Source organism: uncultured Clostridium sp. (genome assembly GCF_910588715.1).
Lineage (GTDB): Bacteria > Bacillota > Clostridia > Clostridiales > Clostridiaceae > Clostridium.
Genome location: NZ_CAJURG010000005.1, coordinates 109,030 through 128,767, shown reverse-complemented (window position 1 = coordinate 128,767; position 19,738 = coordinate 109,030). Strand labels below are relative to the sequence as shown.

Genomic DNA, 19,738 nt, shown 5'->3' with positions numbered 1-19,738 from the left:
GCAGAGGACTGAAAATCCTCGTGTCCCTGGTTCGATTCCTGGTCGAGCCACCAGGTATGGCGCTATAGCCAAGTGGTAAGGCAGAGGTCTGCAAAACCTTTATTCCCCAGTTCAAATCTGGGTGGCGCCTCCAAAAACCTACAAGTAATCTTGTAGGTTTTTTTATTTTTAAATTTAATACAATATTTTAATTATCAATATTTTAAAATTATTAAGCATACAAAATAAACTATCCACAATAAAATTAGAGCTTTATGTGAATAGTTTTAGGTTTTTATAATATTTTTTATAAATAATTTTAACTAAACATATCTTTTTTATATAAGATAAATGCTGTAATTCCTGTTAGAATTATTGTAAGGAAAATAATAATTTCAAATCCTTTGGGATTATTTTGTAAGGGTAATATAACATTCATTCCAAATATTCCACCTATTATAGTTGGAATAGCCATTAAAATAGTAACAGATGCTAGAACCTTCATTACTATATTAAGATTATTAGATATTACAGAAGCAAAGAAATCCATAGTACTAGATAAAATATTGCTATAAATATCTGTCATTTCTATAGCTTGCTTATTTTCTATTATTACATCTTCTAATACATCTTGATCGTCTTTATATTTTTGCATAATTTCTAATTTTAACATTTTTTCAAGAGTTACTTCATTTGCTTTAAGAGATGTAGAAAAATAAACAAGAGATTTTTCTAATGAATGTAACTGTATGAGTTCTCTATTTTTCATTGATTTATGAAGTCTTTTTTCAATCATTACACTTTTTTTATCTATTTGTCTAAGATAAATTAAATAATATGTAGAGATTCTATTTAATATTTGAAGAATAAATCTAGATTTTTTAAATGAAAAGAAGGATTTTACTCTTCCATTAATAAAGTCTGTTATTATTCTACTATTTTTTAGGCATATGGTTATTATCTCTTTATCAGAATGGATAATTGCTAGAGGATAGGTATCATAAGTTAAGGAATTATCCTCCATTTCTGTAAAAGGTATATCTACTACTACTAATGTAAAACCATCTTCAAAATCAATTCTTGAAGTTTCTTCATCGTCTAGTGGAGCTCTTAAAAAATTTAAGGGAACTCCTGTTTTTTTTGAGATTAAAATTAATTCTTCTTCTGATGGAGCGACTATGTTTATCCAACACCCATTCTCTATGCTGTCCAATACTTTTAACGATGAATTTGTTTCACTTATACTCTTGTATATTTGAATCATAAATCTTACCTCACTATTAATAAATGAATTATATATAGATTATATCACAATAACTTAATAATAATGCTTAATAGTTAGATTTATAAAGATATTCTAATATATTTATTAAATAATGGACAAGATAAACTAATAGTAGCAAATTCAAGGTTTGTAATTAGCTTCAAAAAATTAGTATAATCAAAATACTGTTATACGAAATTAGGTTAGTAGGAGAGTCTTAATTATGCATAAGGAGATTAAAAAAGGAAAGAAAACTGTTGCGATAATTATATCATTATTAACAATTACTGTAGCGTTATATATATACGAATATTCTAAGATAACTTTCGGAAAACACATTAAAGAAGAAATAGTATTAGAAATTATTTTGGCTATATTAACATTGGTAGTTTTAGTTAAGGAAACTAAAAAATGCAAGATTGCATATAAATATTCTGTCATTTCAGACAAGCTAATAATAAATAAGATAAATAATAAGATAGAAGAAAATGTGGAAAGTTTAAAAATAAAAGATATAATTTATATTGGAGAAAAATCTAATGTGCCTAAAGAGTATAATAAATGTAAATGTAATAGACACTATATTAGAAAATTTGATAAAAATAAAAAGTTTTTATGTATATATAAAAAAGAAGGAAAGATATATAAATTTATTTTTGAACCTAGTGATACTTTAGTAGAGCGTATACAGCATTCTATATAAAAATAAATATTAAAGGGAGTTATATTTATGTTGAATTAAAATTTTCAATATGAATATAGCTCCTTTTAATTATAATTTATAATAAGATTATTTTTCATATATTCTTTTTGATTAAGGAATAAAATTTATAAAAAATATATTGTACAAGTATAGACTTTAAATAAGTGGATAAAATTAAATAATAAAGGGAGGAGATTTTATGAATATTATTAACAAAGATATAATTAAGGAAGTAAAAAAGAATTGTACAATATGTGAAAGTAATTTTGAAAATAATGGAATAGAAGTAATGGGTATTTTTATTTGTGAAGAATGTGTAAGTAAGATTAATGCTGCTGATGTTAATACTGTGGAATACGAAACTATAAAAAATAGTATAAAAAAATCTATAACGTCAAAAATATTAAATTTAAATGAATTATAATAAATGATTTAATAGAATTAAGTATTTACATTAAAGTACTCCTCTATGATATAATTTAAATAAAGATAAATTGTACTAGCAGGAGGATATTAAAACATGGGCAAAATATTTTGCTTAATGGGAAAGAGTAACTCAGGAAAAGATACTATATTTAAAGAATTAATTAAAGATAAAGATTTAGATTTAAAACCAATTGTATCTTATACTACAAGACCAATAAGAAGCAATGAAACTAATGGACAAGAGTATTATTTTATTGATGAATTAACTTTAAATGAGTATAGAAATCAAGATAAAGTAATAGAAGAAAGGTGTTATAATACCGTGCAAGGTAAATGGCATTATTGTACTATAGATGATGGAAGAGTTAATATAAATAAAAATAATTATTTATTAATTGTTACCTTAGAAGCTTATAAAAATATTGAAGTGTATTTTGGTAAAGAAAATGTAATTCCACTTTATATTGAATTAGATGATGGAATTAGGTTAGAGAGAGCATTAAAGAGAGAGAGACAAGAAAAGTCCCCTAATTATAATGAATTATGTAGAAGATTTTTAGCAGATAGTAAAGATTTTAGTAATGAAAAATTACAACTATATAACATTAAAAACTCTTATATAAATAATGATTTATTTGAGTGCATAAATTATATTAAAAAAGATATTGTAAAATTTATAAGTAATGATTAGATTAATATTAAATAAAGGTTGTTTTAAGTTAAGTTATTTGATAATAAATGAACTTAATTTAAAGCAATTTTTTTATTTTAAATTTAATTTTTATAATAAAATCTATGTAAATATTTATTTTTGTATATTATTTTTATAATTTGTTAACAATAAAGAATTGTTGAATTATTTTTATAAATAAGATTAAGTTTTTAAAAGATAAATATAAATAAATTTTAAATTATAATAATTATAATGAACTCAAGTAGAATATTAATATAAATTTTCATATAATAAATTATTTGAAGAGAAAATTTAGTAAAGTATTATATATTTATGATAAAATATAATAGAATAAATTATGAATTTATTAGTGGAGGTATGTGGTATGAAGTTGGTACTTGCTATAGTTCAAGATGATGATGCTTTAGATTTAATTGAAGAACTTACTGATAATAATTTTAGGGTAACAAAATTAGCTACAACAGGAGGATTTTTAAAATCTGGTAATACAACTTTAATGATAGGTGTGGAAAAGGAAGTTGTTAAGGATGTTGTTAAAGTAATTGAGGATGTATGTAAGAAAAGAAAAGAAATAGTATCTACACCAACTCCAAGTAGTATTGGAAGTGGTTCAGGAATGTATATACCTTATCCAGTTGAAGTGGAAGTTGGAGGAGCTACAGTATTTGTATTAGATGTAGATCAATTTTATAAGGTATAGGTAATATAATAAGAAGGTGATCGTATGAGAAAATTTATAGGATATAAAACTTTAATTAATAATTTTAAATTTAGATGTATGAATAATACACTTTCTCATGCTCACCTTATAGCAGGAGAAGATGGAATAGGTAAAAGCAATTTAGCAAATATTTTAGCTAAATTAATATTAAATGGCAATCTTAATAGAGAATATGTGGATATTGTAAATTATAAAAGTAATAAATCTTCTTTTGGAGTAGATGAGGTAAGAAACATAATTAATGAAGTTTATAAAAAGCCTTTCGAAGGAGAGAAAAAGGTAATTATAATTTATGGGGGAAATAAGTTGACTATTCAAGCTCAAAATGCACTTTTAAAAACTATAGAGGAACCACCAGAAGGGGTTCATATAATATTATTATGTGAAAGTTTAGAATTAATTTTAGATACTATAAAATCTAGATGTGAAATTTATAAACTTACTCCTTTAACTAAAGAAGAATTATATGACTATATAATAATGAAAGAGTTTAATTATAATGAAAATGAAATAAAGGCTGCAATTGCGTTTAGTGAAGGAATACCAGGGAGAATAGATAGGTATTTTAATGATGATAATTTAAAAAAAACTAGAAATAAGTTAATAGACTTAGTAAAAGATTTAAATAAAAATAATTTTGAAGTTATATTACACTACGAAGAAAATTTAAGTATGTTAAAAGATAATAAAGAAGAAATATTAAATATTTTAAGTGGATTTATAAGGGATATATTAATATATAAGGAAGTTGAAAATAATGATTTTATCATAAATATGGATAAATTTGATGATATAAATGAGCTTACTAAAGAAATGTCATTTAAAAAGTTAAACAACATGATAATTGCAATAGAAGAAGCAAGAAAAAACATTAAAAGTAATGTTAGTTGGATAATGACGTTACGTATAATGTTGATGAGCTTTATGGAGGGTTAATAATGATAAAAGTAGTCGGGGTTAGATTTAAAAAAGCTGGAAAGATATATTATTTTAATCCAGTAGATATGAACATCCAAAAGGATACCTATGTAGTAGTTGAAACTGCCAGAGGAGTAGAGTTTGGAGAATGTGTAATTGGAATAAAGGAAATAAGTGAAGAAGATATAGTTGCTCCTTTAAAAAGTGTATTAAGAATAGCTACAGAAGAAGATATTAATAAGCACTTTAATAATAAAGACAAGGAAAAAGAGGCTTTTGAAATTTGTTTAAAAAAAATTCAAGAGCATGAATTAACAATGAAGCTTATTGACGTAGAATATACATTTGATAATAATAAAGTAATATTTTATTTTACTGCTGATGGAAGAGTAGATTTTAGAGAGTTAGTTAAAGATTTAGCTACAATATTTAAAACTCGTATTGAGCTTAGACAAATTGGTGTAAGAGATGAAGCTAAAATGCTTGGGGGACTTGGTCCATGTGGAAGACCAATGTGTTGTTCAACATTTTTAGGAGATTTTGCTTCAGTTTCTATAAAGATGGCAAAAGAACAAAATTTATCTCTTAACCCTACAAAAATTTCTGGAATTTGTGGTAGACTTATGTGCTGTTTAAATTATGAACAAAGCACATATGAAGATATTAGAAAGAGAATGCCTAAGGTAGGTTCTATCGTTAAAACTATTGAGGGAACGGGAGAAGTATTTTCTAATAGTACGGTTAAAGAAAGCGTTAAAGTTAAGCTTAAAAAAGATGGTGAAGAGGTTTTACAAGATTTTAAAATAGAGGATATTGAACTTATTAAGGGACATTATGAAGATTCTATTGATGATGATGATATAAAATTAGAAATTGAATCTGAAGAGGATAGAAAATTAATGAAGAATCTTATAAAGGGTAACTAAGATAAGAAAATTAACTTTTCCTTTAAAAAATTTTTTTTATATGATAAAATAATGATGGTATTAATTAAATATCGGGGGAGGTGTTTTTAATGGCATACGCTATTAATGATTCATGTGTTAACTGTGGTGCTTGTGCAGCAGAATGTCCAGTTAATGCTATAAGCCAAGGGGATACTCAATTCATCATTGATGCAGATACTTGTATTGATTGTGGAAACTGTGCAAATGTTTGTCCAGTAGGAGCGCCAGCTGAAGCTTAATAAATTTAGAGTCGTCAATTTGACGGCTCTTTTATTATGCAAAAATAAATACAAATATTTGAAAAAGGATAAATTTGAAGACAATAGGAGGTACTAATAGTAATTATTAATAGTCTAGCATCATTACTATATTTACCTAAAAATAAGATAATTATTACATAGACATTAAAAAATTTTTTATATATAATTAAAGTCAAATAAGGTCAAAGTACGTTTAGGAAGGTGAAATTGTGGCAAGAATTTCAGATATAATAGCTAAATTCATTAATGATATGATAGAGGATGAAAAAAGTAAGGAGGTAATTATTCAAAGAAATGAATTAGCAGATAAGTTTAACTGTGCACCATCTCAAATTAATTATGTATTAACCACTAGATTTACTACGGAAAAGGGATATTTAATTGAAAGTAGAAGAGGTGGCGGGGGTTATATAATAATTAAAAGAATAGAATATAATAGCAAAGAAAAACAATTGGAGGAAATAAATCAGTCCATTGGAGATAGTTTGACTTATAATTCAGCAATATTATTAATTGAACATTTATATGACAGAAAATTAATAACTAAAAGAGAATTTGAAATTATTAAAAGATCCATAAATGATAGAACATTAGGATTAGCAGAAGATAAAAATAAGCTAAGAGCAGAAATGCTTAAGGGTATCATAATGGTTATTTTATCATAATAATTATAATATATAGAGAAATAATTATGGTAAAAGGGTATTATTCATTTATAAAATATAAAAAGGGTTTATAGAAAAATCTATATTAAAATTATATTTGGAGGTGACACTATGATTTTTGGGAGGTTTACAGAAAGGGCACAAGTTGTTTTGGTAGAAGCACAACATGAGTCTCAAAATTTTAAACACGGGTATATTGGAACAGAACATGTTTTATTAGGAATATTAAAGGAAAATGGATATGCAGGTCAGCTTTTAGCAAGTAAAGGAATTATTATTGATAAAGTAAGAAAAATGACAGAAGATTATTTAGGATTTGGAGATGATGAGGTTTCTAACGGAGAAATGTTATTAACTCCAAGGGCTAAGAGATTATTTGATGATAGTTTAGATATAGCAAGAAAATATGGTCATAGCTTTATAAATCCCGAACATATATTAATAGCTCTTTTAGATGAAGGTGAAGGTGTTGCTTATACTATTTTAACAAGTGGAAAAATTGATTTAGGATCAGTCAAACAAGAGTTAGATAAATATATATCTGGGAATGATCTTAGAGAAAATAAAAAATCTATTCCAAAGGAAAAAAAGCAAAATAAAACGCCAGCATTAGATCAATATAGTAGAGATTTAACTCAAATTGCAACTGAAGGAAAATTGGATCCTGTTATAGGAAGAGATGAAGAAACTCAAAGAGTATTAGAAATTCTTTGTAGAAGAATAAAAAATAATCCATGCTTAATAGGTGAACCAGGTGTTGGTAAAACTGCAATAATAGAAGGATTAGCTCAAAAAATAGTTTCAGGAGACGCTCCAGAAAGCCTAAAAGATAAAAGACTTTTGGTGTTAGATATTACATCTATGATTGCAGGAGCTAAATATAGAGGTGAATTTGAAGAGCGTCTAAAAAAGGTTATGAATGAGTTAAAAAAAGAAGAAGATATAATAATTTTTATAGATGAAATTCATACAATAGTTGGCGCAGGAGGAGCCGAAGGGGCAATTGATGCTTCTAATATATTAAAACCTGCATTAGCTAGAGGTGAAATAAAATGTATAGGTGCTACAACTATAGATGAATATAGAAAGCATATAGAAAAGGATTCTGCTTTAGAAAGAAGATTTCAAACAGTTAATGTAGATCCACCAAGTAAAGAAGAAACTTTAAATATTTTATTTGGGCTAAGAGACAAGTATGAATCTCACCATAAAGTTAAAATTACAGATTCAGCTTTATATGTAGCAGTTGATTTAGCAGATAGATATATAAGTGATAGATATATGCCTGATAAAGCAATTGATTTAATAGATGAGGCAGCAGCTAAAGTAAGAATTTCTAGATTAACTCTTCCACCAGAAATTAAACAAAGAGAATTAGATATAGAAAAAATTATTAATGAAAAAGAAGATGCTATAAGAAATCAAGATTTTGAAAAAGCTGCAAATCTTAGAGATAAAGAAAAACAATTAAGAGAAGAGTTTGAAAGGGTAAAAAATGAATGGAGAACTCATAGTTGCACAGAAGTCCAAATAGTTGATGAAGATGATATTGCAAAAGTAGTAGCAATTTGGACAAAAGTTCCTGTGGAGAGATTGACGGAAAAAGAGTCAGATAAGCTTTTACATTTATCAGATACATTAAGGAAAAGAGTTGTTGGTCAAGAGGAAGCTATAAAAGCATTAACTAGAGCTGTGAAGAGGGCTAGAGTAGGACTTAAAAATCCTAATAGGCCAATTGGAACATTTTTATTTTGCGGTCCAACAGGTGTAGGAAAAACAGAACTTTGTAATGTTTTAGCTGAAGTTATGTTTGGAAAAATAAGCAATTTAATTAGAATAGATATGTCTGAATATATGGAAAAGCATTCTGTATCAAGGTTAATAGGAGCGCCTCCGGGATATGTAGGATATGAAGAGGGTGGGCAATTATCAGAATCTGTTAGAAGAAAACCTTATTCTGTAGTATTATTAGATGAAATTGAAAAGGCTCATCCTGATGTATTTAATATTTTACTTCAAATAATGGAGGATGGAAGATTAACAGATGGAAAAGGAAAAACTATAGATTTTAAAAATACAATTATTATAATGACATCTAATGTTGGGGCTCAAAAGATAAAAACTCAAAGAAAAGTAGGTTTTGATATTGCAGCTAATTCAACAGCAGCAGAATATGAAAAAATTAAAGAAATAGTATTAGAGGAGTTAAAAACTGCATTTAAACCAGAGTTTTTAAATAGAATAGATGATACTATAGTATTTAATCAACTTAAAGAAGAAGATACATTAGAAATAGTAGATATAATGCTTAAAGATACTATTAATAGATTAAAAGAAAAAAATATTGATTTAATTTATGATGAAGATTTAAATAAATTTCTCGTTACTAAAAATAAAAATTTAGAATTTGGTGCAAGACCATTAAGAGGAATAATAAATAGAGAAATAGTAGATAAATTAAGTGATGAATTATTAAAAGGTGAAATTAAGATTGGAGATAAATTAAGAGTTGAATGTAAAGAGGAAGGATTAATTTTTTCACATAGATAAAATATATAAAAAATAAATACAAATGGATTATTAAATTAAAAAGGTAGTTATATAACCTTAAATATTTAATAATCCATTTTTGTTTTAAAATTATTTTAATAAATATATATTCTTAAGGGAAAAATATATAAAAATACTTAAGATGGAGGTGAAGGTATGTTTAGTAATTTAGTTGGAGAAGAAAGAAGATTTCGCAATCTTATTAATGGACAATGGCGCAATAGTAAAAGTGAAAAATTTATTGAAATTAAATCTCCTATTGATGGTGAAGTTGTAGGAAAAGTACCAGCAATGACAGTAGATGAAGTTGATGAAGCTATAAAATTTGCAGTTAATTCTAAATATAAGTGGAGGGAAACTCCCATTAATGAAAGGGCAAAAATATTATACAGAGCTGCTGATATACTACAAGAACGTATTGAGGATTTAAGTGATATTTTAATACGTGAAATCGCTAAGGATAAAAAAAGTGCAGAGTCAGAAATAAATCGAACAGCTGATTTTATTAGATTTACAGCAGATACTTCAAAAAGCATTTATGGAGAGAGTATACAAAGTGATAGTTTTCCGGGATTTGATAAAAAGAAATTATCTATTGTTATAAGAGAACCTGTTGGAGTTGTTTTAGCCATTTCACCATTTAACTATCCAATAAATTTAGCAGCTTCTAAAATAGCACCGGCATTAGTAGCTGGAAATACTGTGGTTTTGAAACCGGCAACTAAAGGAAGTTTATGTGGATTATACTTAGCTAAAGTATTTCAAGAGGCTGGTTTACCTGATGGAGTATTAAATACTATTACTGGTAAGGGAAGCGAAATAGGCGATTATATTGTAACTCATCCATCTATAGATTTTATAAATTTTACTGGAAGTAGTGAAGTTGGAATGAGAATATCTAAAATAACTAATATGGTTCCATTATTAATGGAGTTAGGTGGAAAAGATGCAGCAATAGTGTTAAAGGATGCAGATTTAAAATTAGCAGCAAAAAATATAGTAGAAGGTGCATATTCTTATTCAGGGCAAAGGTGTACTGCGGTAAAAAGAGTATTGGTAGAGGAAAATATTGCTGATAAATTAGTAGAAGAAATAAAGTTGTTGGTGATGAATTTAAAGGTAGGAGATCCTAGAGAAGAAGGCGTGTCAATAGTTCCTCTTATAGATGATAAAGCAGTAGATTTTGTATGGAAACTTATAGAAGATGCAAGAAACAAGGGAGCTCATTTAATATTAGGAGGGAAAAGAGAAGAAAATATTATATACCCAACACTATTTGATTATGTTACTACAGATATGAGGCTAGCATGGGAAGAACCCTTTGGACCTGTATTACCAATAATAAGAGTGAAGGACAAGGATGAAGCAATAAAAATAGCTAATGAATCTCAATATGGTTTGCAATCATCAGTATTTACTAATGATTTAGATAATGCCTTTTATATAGCAAATAAATTAGAAGTTGGAGCTGTTCAAATAAATAATAAAACTGAAAGGGGACCAGATCATTTTCCATTTTTAGGGGTCAAGTCTTCAGGAATAGGCGTTCAAGGAATAAAATATTCAATTGAATCAATGACGAGACGAAAGGGAATTGTAATTAATTTAAAAAAGTAAGGTATATTTCCTTACTTTTTAAATTAATTATTATTTTATAGATTCATCATTATTTAAATTAGAATTCATAACCATGTTTTCTATAGAATCTAAAGGATAATTATCTAGGGTATCATTAGATAGATTTTTAGGTGTATAATCATTAAGAATATTTTTAGAAGGAACATTATATAAATAGGACTTATTTATCAAAATACCATCTCCTTATAATTTATATAGATAGCATTTCCATAATATAAATATATATACATAAATTTTTTATAAAAAAACAAAACTGGTATAGACAACTATATATATATATCATATAATAATAGTGGGAGTGATAATATGATAGATAAAAATAGTCCTATACCAGTATATTATCAATTAAAAAATGATTTTATAAAAAAAATAGCTAATGGAATTTGGAAGGCAGGAGAATGTATTTCTAGCGAAAGAGAACTTTGCGAAATTTATGGTGTTAGTCGAATGACGATAAGACAAGCTATTGGTGAGTTAGTACAAGAAGGTGTATTAACAAGAAAAAAGGGTAGAGGTACTTTTGTATGTGAACAAAAAGTAAATCAAAAAGATATGATGAGCTTTACTGAAATGATAAAGCAAAGTGGAAGAATGTTAAAAACTGAAGTTGTATGCTTTGACATTATAGATACACCTGAAGATATACAAGATATATTTATATTAGATAAATTATATAAAATAATAAGAAAAAGAATTGTAGATGAAGAATGTATTGCAATAGAAACGGTATATATACCAGTAGATTATTGTGGACATGTTAATAAAGAAATGTTAGAAGGTTCTTTATATAAAGTTTTACAGGGATTTGGATATGTGATTACAAATTCTAATTCCTCTATAGTAGCAGTTAATGTTAATGATGAAATAAGGGCTTTATTAAATTGTGAAAAAGATACACCGATATTAAAGATGGTTAATAAGACGTTTACGAGCACAGATAAGCTTCTGTTTTTAGAAGAAGCATTTTATAAATCAGATAAATTTACTTTACAAGTAAACATTTCAAGAAGAGAGGGAGAGATATTATGAGATTAATAATTACTAAAAACTATGAAGAATTGAGTAAGGTTGCTGCAGAGGAGTTTGCTAAAGTTATAAAAGAAAAACCAAATGCAGTTTTAGGATTAGCAACTGGGGGTTCACCAGCAGGAATGTATAAAGAAATAATAAAAATGTATAAAAATAATGAAGTTGATTTTTCAAATGTAACTACAGTAAATTTAGATGAATATGTAGGATTAAATCCTGAGCATGAGCAAAGTTACAGACACTTTATGAATGAAAATTTATTTAATCATGTTAATATAAATATCCAAAGAACTTTTGTGCCTAATGGATTAGCAGAAGATTTAGAAGAAGAATGTAAAGAGTATGATAATAAGATAAAAGAATTAGGTGGAGTAGATATTCAGTTATTAGGAGTTGGAAATAACGGTCATATTGCATTTAATGAACCAGATGATACATTATCTGTAGGAACTAGTGTAGTAACTTTAACTCAAAATACAATTGAAGCTAATGCTAGATTTTTTGATAATATAGTTGAAGTACCAAGACAAGCTATAAGCATGGGATTAGGTGGAATAATGAAAGCTAAAAAAATTGTTCTTATTGCATCTGGAGAAAGCAAAGCGGAAGCTATTAAGGGATTAATATCAGGTAAGATTACTACTGATAATCCAGCAACAATGTTACAAATGCATAGAGACGTTACTATAATAGTAGATAAAGAAGCTGCAAAGTTTATTGAAGCATAAATAAAATATAAAAATAAACCATAAGTGTCATTAGATATCTTATGGTTTATTTTTATATTTTTTATATTTTTTATATTTTAAGTATGTTATATTATATAGAGTAAATTGGAATTTAATATATTAAGATAGATAGTGTGGTGAAAAATATGGCAAAAATAAAATCCGTATTTATATGTCAAGAGTGTGGATATGAATCACCAAAATGGATGGGGAAATGTCCAGATTGTAATAATTGGAATAGTTTTACTGAGGAACAAGTAGTTCAGCAAAATAAAGTTGTAAAGGAAGCAATAAAGGTAAGACAATTATCTAAAAAGCCTATTAAAAAATTGTGTGAGGTTACTTCAAGTAAAAGTGATAGAATTGTAACTGGAATAAGTGAGTTTGATAGAGTTATGGGAGGTGGAATAGTTAAAGATTCCATTACTATAATAACTGCAAGGCCTGGAGCAGGAAAATCTACTTTATTATTACAAGTTGCAGATAATATAGCTAAAAGAGGGCAAAAGGTTATTTATGCCTCCGGAGAAGAAAGTGATAGTCAAATAAAAAATAGAGCTGATAGAATTTTAGATAAAATTAATGATAATATTTGGGTTGTTCAAGAAACTAGTATGAATAATGTTGTAGATACTGTTAAGGAAATAGATCCAGATTTATTAATAGTAGACAGTATACAGACATTTACTATGGAAGAGTTTTTGCCAGCAAGAGCAGGATCACCTACTCAAACAATGGAATGTGCTAATGAGTTAATGAAAATAGCAAAGGATGATAAAAGACAAAGAGCAGTAATTATAGTGGGTCAAATGACAAAATCAGATGAATTAGCAGGACTTAGAGCATTAGAACATTTAGTTGATACTGTATTGATTATAGAATGTGATACTGATGAAGAAATACGAGGTTTAATTAGTTCAAAAAATAGATTTGGAAGTACAGGAGAAACTGGATTTTTTCAGATGTCTGAAAAAGGAATGATGTCTATTGATAATCCTTCAGAATTTTTTATGACTAAAAGAGAAGATGGAGAATTAGTATCAGGTAGCACACTAACAGTTATAAAAGAAGGATCTAGGCCTATAATTACAGAAGTTGAGAGCTTAGTTTCGAAAACATTCACTCCATATCCCACTAGAATAGGAGAAACATTAGGAAAAGACAAATTAAATACTTTAATATCAATCCTAGAGCAAAGAGGGGGCATTAATCTTTATGATAAAAATGTTATTATAAAGACTACTGGAGGAATGAAAATAAAAGAACAAGGTATTAATTTAGCTGTAATTATGAGTATTGTTTCATCAGTGAAGCAGAGAGGGATAGAGGCTAATATTGCTTTTATAGCGGATGTAGGCTTAACAGGAGAGTTAAAAAAGGTACCCTCTATAGAAATAAGAGTTAAAGAATTAGCTAGAATGGGATTTAAAAAGGTATATGTTGCTAAGGATTCATTTAATAAAGATGTAAAAATACCAAATATAGAGATAATGTTAATGAAAACTTTAAATGATGTTATAGCAGATGTATATAAATAAGTATAAAATATAATTATTATACAAATTACATGAAATTGATAAATTAGGTGATTAGCATGAGAATTAAGGATGATAACGAAATAAAAAATATATTAAAAATAGTTACTCCTGGAACAAATTTGAGGGAGGGTTTAGAAAATATTTTAAGGGCTAAAACTGGAGGATTAATAGTTTTAGGCGATTCTGAAGAGGTAATGAATATAGTAGATGGCGGATTTAATATAAATTCAGAATACACTCCAGCATATATCTATGAATTAGCAAAAATGGATGGAGCTATAGTATTAAGTCAGGATTTAAGAAAAATAGTTTGTGCTAATGCACAATTGTTACCTGACCCGTCTGTACCAACATATGAAACTGGAACAAGACATAGAACTGCCCAAAGAATAGCAAAGCAAACAGATACTATAGTTGTTGCTATTTCTCAAAGAAGAAATATTATTACTATATATAAAGGTGACATAAAGTATATTTTACAAGATAGTAGCGTAATATTAGCAAGAGCAAATCAAGCCATTCAAACACTAGAAAAATATGTGAATGTCTTAGAGAGAGTTATAAACAATTTAAATATCTTAGAGTTTCAGGATTTAACTACTATTTTTGATGTAGTAACAGCTATTCAAAGGACTGAAATGGTAATGAGAATAGTTGAAGAAATAAAAAGGTATATATTAGAGTTAGGAAATGAAGGAAGACTTATTTCTATGCAACTTAATGAATTAATAAGATATATAGAAAGAGATGGAATTCTTTTAATTAGAGATTATTGTGGAGAAAATAGTGATTATAATAGCATATATAGAGATATTCAAAAATTAAGTTCTGAGGAGTTAGTTGATTTGGAAATTATTGCAAAGGTTCTAGGGTTTGGAGGAGTATCGTTAATAGATACATTAATTTCTCCAAAAGGTTATAGAATATTATTTAAGATACCTAGAATTCCAACTAATGTAATTGAAAATTTAATAAAACACTTTAATAAGTTAAAACATGTAATCTCTGCTAGTAAAGAAGATTTAGATCAAGTTGAAGGTATAGGAGATGCAAGAGCTACAGCTATAAGGAGTGGTTTAAGAAGAATAAAAGAACAAATTAATTTAAAGAAAGAAATTTAATTAATTTTTGGAATATTAATAAAAATATTGGTAAAAATATAAAAGCAGGTGTAAACCTGCTTTTATATTTATCTAAAAGTAAATTTTCCTAGGGTGGTAATTCTATCACTTTCTTTTAAAAGAACATCGTAAAGGTTTATATCAAGTACATTGCAAAGAGAGGTAAGGTAAAATAAATTATTACCAATTTCTCTTTCTATAACTTCACGACAGTTTTCGCATAAATTACCATCCATGTGAACTTTTAAACATTCAGATAAATCTTCCAATGAGTTGTCTTCAGTTGGCAGACATTGCTTTTTTGCATTTATTTCAATACAACCACAGTTTGTAACAGCTTTTGCTACTGCTCTGTTAACTCTAGAACTAGATTCAGTATATTTAGTAAGAATATCTAAAATGCTTTTGTGCCTCAATAGAGATTCATTGACGTCATTTTGAAAGCTATCAAATATAATGTCTTTCATTTGCCTCAACTCCTTAGAAATATAATCTTTATTTAAATTATAAGTATTTTCAGACAATTTTGTCAATACAACCCTTAGATATATTGTTTAATATTATAATAAACAACCTATTTCTATTTTGATAGGGGGTATAAATGTTAATTTTTAAATTTAAAATTTAAATATTTATAATAGTAATATTAATATTATGATATAATAAAAATGGTTATTTATAGATATTATGTATAACTTTTTATTAGGAGGTGAATTTATGTTTAAAAAATCTCTAAAGATAATTTTTTGTCTTTTAGGATTAGTTGTTGGGTATGTCATTAGCGAAGGAATATTAGCTCTTAATAGAGGATTTAAAATTAATGTTATAAAGGGTGCAGTTGCAACAACTATATTATATATTTTTTGTACATTATTATTTGGAATTATTTTTTATTTTATTTCTCCAGGATTATATAAATGGATCTCAAAGATTATTGATACAATTGAAAAAAATATACAAAAACTAAGTGCTCAAGAATTAATTTTTGGAAGCTTAGGAACTTTAATAGGATTAATTATTGCAGCATTTATAGTAACTCCATTTTCAGGAATATTTTCAGGAATACATCCAGCTATAGGACCTATAATATTTGTATTATTAGAATTAATTGCCGCAATTATTGGAGCTGAAATATTTATAAAAAAGAAAGATGATATTTATTCTAGTTTGTCAATATTCAAAAAAAATAATTTAAAAGAAAAAGATAAGAAAAATAAGGGTACTGCACGAAGTAGCACTAAAGTGTTAGATACATCTGTTATAATTGATGGTAGAATTTTTGATTTATGTAAGACGGGATTTATTGAAGGAACATTAGTTATTCCAAGTTTTGTTTTAGATGAACTTCGTCATATATCTGATTCTTCAGATTCTTTAAAGAGAAATAGAGGAAGAAGAGGATTAGATATATTAAATAAGATTCAAAAAGAATTAGAAGTTGAAACTGAAATCTGGGAGGGTGATTTTAAAGATATTGCTGAAGTTGACAGTAAATTATTAAAGTTAGCGCAAAAATTAGGGGGAAAAGTTATAACAAATGATTTTAATTTAAATAAAGTTGCTGAGTTTCAAGGCGTACCAGTTTTAAATATAAATGACTTAGCTAATGCTATAAAACCAGTAGTTCTTCCAGGAGAAGAAATGAAAATTGTAGTTATAAAAGATGGTAAGGAATCTGCGCAAGGAATTGGTTATTTAGATGATGGAACTATGATTGTCGTTGAAGATGGAAGGAAGTTTATTGGAGAAGAAATTTTTATAATAGTTACATCTGTTCTTCAAACTTCAGCTGGAAGAATGATATTTGCAAAGCCTAAAGAAAGTTAAAGGAGAAAATTAATGATAAGTGCTGTTATTTTAGCTGGGGGAAAAGGAAAAAGAATGAATTCTCCTATAAGCAAGCAATTTATTGAGTTAAAAGGGAAGCCTATTATTTATTATACTATTAAGAAATTTAATGATAATAAACAAATAGATAACATAGTAGTTGTTTTGTCAGCAGAGGAGATAGAATATTTTAAAGAAAATGTTTTAAAGAAATATGATATTAGAGTTGATAAAATAATTGCTGGAGGAGTTGAAAGACAAGACTCAGTTTATAATGGACTTAAAAGTTTAGAAAATAGTGAGACTGATGTCGTATTAATACATGATGGAGCACGACCATTTATTTCGGATAGAATAATAAATGAAGGAATAAAATATGCAAAGATTTATGGTGCTTCTGCTCCAGGTGTAATGCCTAAAGACACTATAAAGATTAAGGATGAGAGCAACTTTTCAATTAATACTCCAAATAGGGAAACACTAGTAGCAATTCAAACACCACAGGTCTTTAATTTTAATGAAATATTAGAATGTCATAAAAAGGTAAAGCTAGATAAACTAATAGTAACAGATGATACTATGGTTATTGAAAATTTCGGGAAAAAGGTATATCTTTATGATGGTGAATATACTAATATTAAGGTTACAACACCAGAAGACTTAATTTTGGCAGAAAAGCTTATTTAATTTCAATTCCATTATATTGACATAGTTTTTTTGAGATTATATAATTAATTAATCAAAAAATATATTATTTAAAGCAGTGATGAAGAATAGTAAAAATCGACCTTTCAGAGAGAAAATCCATTGGCTGTAAGATTTTCAATAGATTTTGAACCAGCTTTTGAGTTGTAGGTAAAAACTATCGGTTTAATACCGTTATCATTATTAAAGTACAAATTTAGGTGGTACCGCGGATATAAGTTCGCCCTAATTATATATTAGGGTGGGCTTTTTTTATAGCAAAAAATCTAAAGAAAAGAAATTTTTAAATAAGAGTTTTGGAGGAATAAATTATGAAAATGTCAAATATGTTAGTATCTACATTAAGAGAAGTTCCAGCAGAAGCAGAAATAGATAGTCATAAACTTATGCTTAGAGCTGGCATGATTAGAAAAATGGCAGCAGGTATTTACAACTATATGCCTATAGGACTTAAAGTATTAAAAAATATAGAAGAAATAGTAAGAGAAGAAATGAATGCAGCAGGTGCACAAGAATTTTTAGCTTCAGCTGTATTACCAGCTGAATTATGGCAAGAATCAGGTAGATGGGATGTTTATGGAGCAGAGATGTTCAGACTAAAAGATAGAAATAACAGAGATTTTTGTCTTGGACCAACTCATGAAGAAGTATTTACAGACATAGCTAGAAATGAAATTAAGTCATATAAGCAATTACCAGTAAATCTTTATCAAATTCAAACTAAATATAGAGATGAAAGAAGACCAAGATTTGGAATTATGAGATCTAGAGAATTTATAATGAAAGATGCTTATAGTTTTGATAAAGATCAGGCAGGATTAGATTTATCATATGATAAAATGCATGATGCTTATATAAAGATATTTAATAGATGTGGTATAGATGCTAAATGTGTTGCTGCAGATTCAGGGGCGATTGGTGGATCAAATTCAGCTGAATTTATGGTTAAATCAGAAGTTGGAGAAGACGATGTAGTATTTTGTACACAATGTAATTATGCTGCTAATATAGAAAAAGCAGAATCAACTCCAGAAAAAGCAGATATAGAAGAATTATTAGAAATAGAAAAAGTATCTACTCCAGATAGTAGAGGAATAGATGAAGTTTCAGCATTTTTAAATGTATCTCCAAAGAAAACAGCTAAGCTTTTAATGTTTAATGTTGATGGAAAAATAGTAGGTGTTGTTGTTAGAGGAGATAGAGAAGTTAATGAAGTAAAGGTTGCTAATGCAGCAAATGCTTCAAGTGATATAGCTATGGCTTCTCATGAAGAGTATAAAAATGCAACTGGATGTGAAGTTGGATTTGGTGGACCTGTTGGATTAAAAGTAGATTTATTATTAGTTGATGAAGAAGTTAAGTATATGTACAATATAGTTCTTGGTGCAAATGAAACTGGATACCACTTAAAAAATGCTAACTATGGTAGGGATTTTAAAGGTACTGTAGGAGATTTTAGAAATATAGAAAGTGGAGAAAAATGCCCAGAATGTGGTGCAGAGGTTACTATTGCTAGAGGAACTGAAGTTGGTCATATATTTAAATTAGGAACTAAGTATTCAAAGGCTATGAATGCTACATTTATAGATGAAAATGGGAAAAATACTCCTTTTGTTATGGGATGCTATGGAATAGGTGTTACAAGAACAATGGCATCTATAATTGAACAACATCACGACGAAAATGGAATAATATGGCCACTTTCAGTAGCTCCATATCATGTTTCAGTTATTCCAGTAAATATTAAAGATGAAGCTCAAATGGAAGTTGCAAATAAATTATACGAAGAATTAAGAAAAATAGGTGTAGATGCTATATTAGATGATAGAAACGAAAGACCGGGAGTTAAATTTAAGGATTCAGAGCTTATTGGAATTCCAATGAGAGTTACTGTAGGTAAGAAAATAACAGAAGGTGAAGTTGAATTTAAATTAAGAGATGGAGAAATGGAAGTAGTAAAAATTGATGACGTTATTTCTATAGTAAAATCTCAATTTAAAAAGAATAATATAACATTATAATATA

Annotated in this window: 20 protein-coding genes, 1 tRNA gene and 1 other annotated feature; of the genes, 18 read left to right on the top strand and 3 right to left on the bottom strand. The window is 27.3% G+C overall.

Annotated features, from left to right (window positions below; translation table 11 throughout):
* Positions 1-58 precede the first annotated feature (58 nt).
* Positions 59-133, top strand: a tRNA-Cys gene (locus QZ321_RS09165).
* A 165-nt stretch (positions 134-298) separates the two neighbouring features.
* Here the strand turns inward: QZ321_RS09165 and QZ321_RS09160 are convergent.
* On the bottom strand, positions 299-1,243 hold the full coding sequence (locus tag QZ321_RS09160) for a magnesium transporter CorA family protein (RefSeq protein ID WP_291743493.1): 945 nt from the start codon (positions 1,241-1,243) through the stop codon (positions 299-301).
* A 223-nt stretch (positions 1,244-1,466) separates the two neighbouring features.
* Between QZ321_RS09160 and QZ321_RS09155 the strand changes: the two genes are divergently transcribed.
* The 10 genes from QZ321_RS09155 to QZ321_RS09110 all read left to right on the top strand — a co-directional run bounded on the left by QZ321_RS09155 (position 1,467) and on the right by QZ321_RS09110 (position 10,744).
* Positions 1,467-1,946 carry a hypothetical protein gene (locus QZ321_RS09155; RefSeq protein WP_291748334.1) on the top strand — a complete coding sequence of 160 codons (480 nt, stop codon included), beginning with the start codon at positions 1,467-1,469 and terminating at the stop codon, positions 1,944-1,946.
* Between the two features lie 199 nt (positions 1,947-2,145).
* On the top strand, positions 2,146-2,370 hold the full coding sequence (locus QZ321_RS09150; protein WP_291743488.1) for a sigma factor G inhibitor Gin: 225 nt from the start codon (positions 2,146-2,148) through the stop codon (positions 2,368-2,370).
* A gap of 96 nt (positions 2,371-2,466) precedes the next feature.
* Positions 2,467-3,063 carry a guanylate kinase gene (locus QZ321_RS09145; RefSeq protein ID WP_291743484.1) on the top strand — a complete coding sequence of 199 codons (597 nt, stop codon included), beginning with the start codon at positions 2,467-2,469 and terminating at the stop codon, positions 3,061-3,063.
* 367 nt (positions 3,064-3,430) lie between these two features.
* Positions 3,431-3,766: a cyclic-di-AMP receptor gene (locus QZ321_RS09140; protein WP_291748337.1), complete on the top strand. Its 336-nt coding sequence runs from the start codon at positions 3,431-3,433 to the stop codon at positions 3,764-3,766.
* A gap of 24 nt (positions 3,767-3,790) precedes the next feature.
* A complete protein-coding gene (locus QZ321_RS09135; protein WP_291748339.1) occupies positions 3,791-4,723 on the top strand; it encodes a DNA polymerase III subunit delta' in 933 nt (310 codons plus the stop codon).
* A 2-nt stretch (positions 4,724-4,725) separates the two neighbouring features.
* Entirely contained in the window at positions 4,726-5,631 is a 906-nt protein-coding gene (locus QZ321_RS09130) for a stage 0 sporulation family protein (RefSeq protein WP_291743474.1), read from the top strand.
* 89 nt (positions 5,632-5,720) lie between these two features.
* Positions 5,721-5,891 carry a 4Fe-4S binding protein gene (locus QZ321_RS09125; protein ID WP_291679230.1) on the top strand — a complete coding sequence of 57 codons (171 nt, stop codon included), beginning with the start codon at positions 5,721-5,723 and terminating at the stop codon, positions 5,889-5,891.
* Positions 5,892-6,121: 230 nt separating this feature from the next.
* Entirely contained in the window at positions 6,122-6,577 is a 456-nt protein-coding gene (locus QZ321_RS09120) for a CtsR family transcriptional regulator (RefSeq protein WP_291748343.1), read from the top strand.
* A gap of 111 nt (positions 6,578-6,688) precedes the next feature.
* Positions 6,689-9,127, top strand: a complete 2,439-nt coding sequence (locus QZ321_RS09115; RefSeq protein ID WP_291748346.1) for an ATP-dependent Clp protease ATP-binding subunit — start codon at positions 6,689-6,691, stop codon at positions 9,125-9,127.
* 156 nt (positions 9,128-9,283) lie between these two features.
* Positions 9,284-10,744 (top strand): NADP-dependent glyceraldehyde-3-phosphate dehydrogenase, encoded by a 1,461-nt coding sequence (locus QZ321_RS09110; RefSeq protein WP_291748349.1) that lies wholly within the window; start codon positions 9,284-9,286, stop codon positions 10,742-10,744.
* 30 nt (positions 10,745-10,774) lie between these two features.
* Here the strand turns inward: QZ321_RS09110 and QZ321_RS09105 are convergent, their stop codons facing one another.
* Positions 10,775-10,936, bottom strand: coding sequence for a hypothetical protein (locus QZ321_RS09105; RefSeq protein ID WP_291748352.1), 162 nt, complete (start codon positions 10,934-10,936; stop codon positions 10,775-10,777).
* 135 nt (positions 10,937-11,071) lie between these two features.
* Between QZ321_RS09105 and QZ321_RS09100 the strand changes: the two genes are divergently transcribed.
* The 4 genes from QZ321_RS09100 (at position 11,072) to disA (ending at position 15,181) form a co-directional block, all read left to right on the top strand.
* Entirely contained in the window at positions 11,072-11,794 is a 723-nt protein-coding gene (locus tag QZ321_RS09100) for a GntR family transcriptional regulator (protein WP_291748355.1), read from the top strand.
* Complete coding sequence (nagB, locus tag QZ321_RS09095) at positions 11,791-12,522, top strand: glucosamine-6-phosphate deaminase (RefSeq protein WP_291748357.1); 732 nt, start codon at positions 11,791-11,793, stop codon at positions 12,520-12,522. Before QZ321_RS09100 ends, nagB begins: the two co-directional genes overlap by 4 nt.
* 146 nt (positions 12,523-12,668) lie before the next feature.
* Positions 12,669-14,060: a DNA repair protein RadA gene (gene radA / locus QZ321_RS09090; protein ID WP_291748360.1), complete on the top strand. Its 1,392-nt coding sequence runs from the start codon at positions 12,669-12,671 to the stop codon at positions 14,058-14,060.
* A 56-nt stretch (positions 14,061-14,116) separates the two neighbouring features.
* Complete coding sequence (gene disA / locus QZ321_RS09085; protein WP_291744308.1) at positions 14,117-15,181, top strand: DNA integrity scanning diadenylate cyclase DisA; 1,065 nt, start codon at positions 14,117-14,119, stop codon at positions 15,179-15,181.
* 68 nt (positions 15,182-15,249) lie between these two features.
* Here the strand turns inward: disA and QZ321_RS09080 are convergent, their stop codons facing one another.
* A complete protein-coding gene (locus QZ321_RS09080) occupies positions 15,250-15,648 on the bottom strand; it encodes a DUF1573 domain-containing protein (protein WP_291744315.1) in 399 nt (132 codons plus the stop codon).
* A gap of 250 nt (positions 15,649-15,898) precedes the next feature.
* On the opposite strand from QZ321_RS09080, the gene QZ321_RS09075 reads away from it, so the two are divergent.
* From QZ321_RS09075 to QZ321_RS09065, 3 genes are all read left to right on the top strand, one after another.
* Complete coding sequence (locus tag QZ321_RS09075) at positions 15,899-17,008, top strand: PIN/TRAM domain-containing protein (protein ID WP_291743058.1); 1,110 nt, start codon at positions 15,899-15,901, stop codon at positions 17,006-17,008.
* 12 nt (positions 17,009-17,020) lie between these two features.
* On the top strand, positions 17,021-17,695 hold the full coding sequence (gene ispD / locus QZ321_RS09070) for a 2-C-methyl-D-erythritol 4-phosphate cytidylyltransferase (RefSeq protein WP_291743055.1): 675 nt from the start codon (positions 17,021-17,023) through the stop codon (positions 17,693-17,695).
* Between the two features lie 67 nt (positions 17,696-17,762).
* Positions 17,763-17,944: a binding site (T-box leader), on the top strand.
* Between the two features lie 80 nt (positions 17,945-18,024).
* Positions 18,025-19,734, top strand: coding sequence for a proline--tRNA ligase (locus QZ321_RS09065; protein WP_291748363.1), 1,710 nt, complete (start codon positions 18,025-18,027; stop codon positions 19,732-19,734).
* The last annotated feature ends 4 nt before the right edge of the window (positions 19,735-19,738 follow it).